The sequence below is a fragment of the Acidovorax sp. KPB24-07 genome (assembly GCF_057543315.1).
In genome coordinates, this window is sequence record NZ_BAAJYS010000380.1 from 1 (window position 1) to 3112 (window position 3112).

A 3112-nucleotide genomic window follows, 5' to 3' on the forward strand; every position below is an offset into this window, starting at 1 on the left:
CACCTGGGGGCCGGCTCAGGCGGCCGTTCCGGCCCCGGCCGCCGGAGCGGGGGACGCCGCTGCATCGAACACGCCGCTCAGCAGCTCGGGCAAGCGCTCCGCCCCCATGCGGAACCCGCAGGCCTGCGCATGGCCGCCGCCGCCCATGCTCTCGGCCAGCACCGAGCAGTCGAAGTTGCGCTGCGAACGCAGTCCCACCTTCACCTTGCCCTCCTTGCTGACGATCCACATCAGGGCGAACGTGCCGCACTGCTTGGACAGCATCTCGCCGATCAGGCTGTGGAAGGCGCCGGGGGCATTGACCATGAGGCCCTGTTTACCGTTGAACGTGATCGGCTGCGCGCCGCCCGCCACGTCGGCGGCAAGGTGGCGAAACTTCTCGTCCATGGCGTTGCCGCAGGCGACGAAGGCGGCGGACTGCTCGGGCGTGAACGCGGCGATGGCCTCCCAGCGCGCGAAGTCGAAGGGCTCCATGTCCAGCGCGGCCAGGTAGCCGGCGCTCTCGGGGTAGGCCCAGGCCCAGATGTCGCGGTCTTCCACGTAGCGCACCAGGTCGGGCAGCGGGGTGTCGGGGTAGAAGAACTCCCACGCCAGCCGCGCGCCCGACTTGTCCATGTCGAAGTGCACCACGCCGCAGCGGCAGGCAAAGCCGGTGAGCTTTTCGGCAGCGCTCTTGTGGTGGTCCAGCATGACCAGCTTGGCGGCCCGCTCGTCAATGGCGGTCAATATCTCGGGCGTGAAAGAGAAGTCGAGGATGTACACCGCCCGGCCTTCGAGCGCGGGCAGGTCGTCCACCGACTGCACCTGCCCGTGCGACAGGCCCACGCACTCGGCCTGGCCGCCGTAGTAGCGCCAGGCGGCCAGCGCGGCACCGAAGCCGTCGGCGCAGCGGCCGTGGTACAGGACCAGGGGGTTGGGATCGTTCTTGTCCGGGTGCACCAGCAGTTGCAGGGGCAGGAGGGTTTTCTTCGTGGGGATCGTCATGGGGCGCATTGTCGGGTACTGGGCGTGGGCACTGGTGCGGAGCCCCCGGGGCGGGGGCTTGGCAGCGGGAGCGGTTTGGCTGTCCAATGCCCCTGGGCCGGCGCCCGGTGCCTTGCAGGCCTGCTGCCGGGTGTACGACCGAATCCGCAAGGAGTTTTCGATGCGCAAGCTGTCCCTCTGCGTCCTGGCCCTGTTCCTGGCCGGCTGCGCCACGCGCGGCGCGGACAGCCTCTCGCTTGGCGCGCCCGGTAGCGCGGGTCATCCCACCGATCCCGCGCGCCAGGCGGCCGATCTGGCCGACTGCCAGCGCTACGCCAGCCAGATCGGGGTGGTCAGCGAGACCGTGGACGGCCTGGTCGCCGGCGCCGTGCTGGCCGCCACCGTGGTCTGGGCGCTGGGCGGCAGCCGCAACGCGGTGCAGGATTCGGCGCTGATCGGCGGGGCGCTCGGCGCCACGCAGGGCGTGCAGGCGCTGGAGCGGCGCCAGGGCATCGTCGCCAACTGCATGGCCGGGCGCGGATACGCCGGCAGCACCTACCCGGCCGTGGCCGCCGTGCCGGAGCCCAACCAGCCCGCCCGCTCGGCACACGCCGACTACACGCCCCTGCCCGCGCGCGCCATCGGCACCGACACGTTCAATGCCGAGCGCCTTGCGCGCGACCAGTCCTGCACCGCCACGCCCATGGCCTGGCTGGCCGCCAAGGGACCGGGTTTCGAGACCTACACCGTGCCCTGCAGCAACGGCGACGCCCTGGCGATCCGCTGCGAATTCGGCCAATGCCGCGTGCTGCGCTGAGGCGCGGCCGGCAGCGCAGGGCCCGCGGCACGTCAGGGAAGCGCGGCGTTTCCGGCATCCAGCGCCGGAGGGCGCAGCAGGTCTTCGTTGACGCCCATGGTCTGGCTGGCGCGCTCCACCGCCTGCCACAACGGCGCGGGCATCTGCAGGATGTCCTCCGGCGAACTGGAGCGCGCGATCCATGCACTGATCTGGAAATGCTGCTCGTGGGTCAGCAGGTCAAGGTTCAGCATCTCGTCGATGGTCTTCATTGCAATCCGATTCCTGGGCAGGGGCCATTCCGGCACCCCCGTGGCGAAATGCCCGGGGTGGTATGGACCACATGGTGCCATGAGCGCCCATGTCAAGCGGCCGGGGGCGCTCGCGGCCACCCACCCGTCAGGGGGCGGACGGCGGGCGCATCCTCCCGGCCAGGTCCCCCTGGCCGCGCGACTGCAGCGCGTCGGCGGCGCCGGCGATGTCGCGCGCCTCGCGGTTCTGGCTGAGCTTGGACTTGCCCACCAGCGCGGTGAGCGCGATCTCGATGCCCACGATGTGCTGCAGCAGGCCGTTGATGAATTCGGACGACGAATCGCCCATCTTCCAGGGCCGGGGCTCGGCGGCCTCATGCTGGCGCGTCAGGCGCGCCACGATGCGGCGCACGAAGCGTTCGTCGTCGTGCACGGTCAGCACGCCGTGCGCGTGCACCACCTCGTAGTTCCAGGTCGGCACCAGGCGGTGCGACTCGTGCTTGCTCGGATACCAGTTGGGCGAGATATAGGACTGGGGGCCGTGGAACACCACCATGACCGGCGTGCCCGTGGGGCAGCGCTGCCACAGCGGATTGGCGCGGGCCACATGGGCCGACAGCCGGCCGAACGGGCCCACCTCCGGGTCGAACTCGAACGGCAGGTGGTCGGCGTCCAGGCCCCCTTCGCCGTGGGTGACCAGGGTGCCCAGGGGGTGCTCGCGCAGGAGGCGCTGCAGGGCTTCGGGCCGGTTTTCGGCGAAATGCGGTGGGATGTACATGGGTGGGGCTCGGTCGGAATGCGGTGCACGAGACTGTCATGCAGAACCGGCACAATCCGAAGAGCCAGTTCTTCACCATTTCAATGGACCAGTTCCACCCCCCTGCCCCGCCCGGCACCGGCCGCCGCATCTACGACCTGCTGCGCGCGCAGATCGCCGACGGCACGCTGGCCGCCGGCGCGCGGGCCCCGTCCACCCGGGCCCTGGCCACGGACCTGGCGGTGTCGCGCACCACGGTCACCGCGGCCTACGAGCAACTGGCGGCAGAGGGCTTTCTGGTCACCGCCCCGGGCGGGCGGCCCGCGTCGCCCTGCGCCCGGCCGC

5 protein-coding genes are annotated in these 3112 nt (G+C 71.1%); 2 read left to right on the forward strand and 3 right to left on the reverse strand.

Translation table 11 applies throughout. The features are described from left to right. Nucleotides 1-15: 15 nt before the first annotated feature. Complete coding sequence (locus tag AC27IQ_RS21285) at nucleotides 16-984, reverse strand: DHH family phosphoesterase (protein ID WP_487090690.1); 969 nt, start codon at nucleotides 982-984, stop codon at nucleotides 16-18. A gap of 160 nt (nucleotides 985-1144) precedes the next feature. Here AC27IQ_RS21285 and AC27IQ_RS21290 point away from each other — a divergent pair, with 160 nt between their 5' ends. Further along, nucleotides 1145-1780, forward strand: coding sequence for a glycine zipper family protein (locus AC27IQ_RS21290; RefSeq protein ID WP_487090691.1), 636 nt, complete (start codon nucleotides 1145-1147; stop codon nucleotides 1778-1780). A 32-nt stretch (nucleotides 1781-1812) separates the two neighbouring features. Here AC27IQ_RS21290 and AC27IQ_RS21295 read toward each other — a convergent pair whose 3' ends face one another. Together AC27IQ_RS21295 and AC27IQ_RS21300 are read right to left on the reverse strand one after the other, a co-directional pair. After that, the gene (locus AC27IQ_RS21295) at nucleotides 1813-2031 is read right to left on the reverse strand and encodes a hypothetical protein (protein WP_272564024.1); all 219 of its coding nucleotides are present in this window, start codon (nucleotides 2029-2031) and stop codon (nucleotides 1813-1815) included. Between the two features lie 127 nt (nucleotides 2032-2158). Continuing rightward, nucleotides 2159-2788, reverse strand: coding sequence for an FMN-binding negative transcriptional regulator (locus AC27IQ_RS21300; protein WP_487090692.1), 630 nt, complete (start codon nucleotides 2786-2788; stop codon nucleotides 2159-2161). 83 nt (nucleotides 2789-2871) lie between these two features. On the opposite strand from AC27IQ_RS21300, the gene AC27IQ_RS21305 reads away from it, so the two are divergent. Beyond that, nucleotides 2872-3112 (forward strand): GntR family transcriptional regulator (locus tag AC27IQ_RS21305; RefSeq protein ID WP_487090693.1); only part of this gene is annotated, 241 nt, incomplete at its 3' end.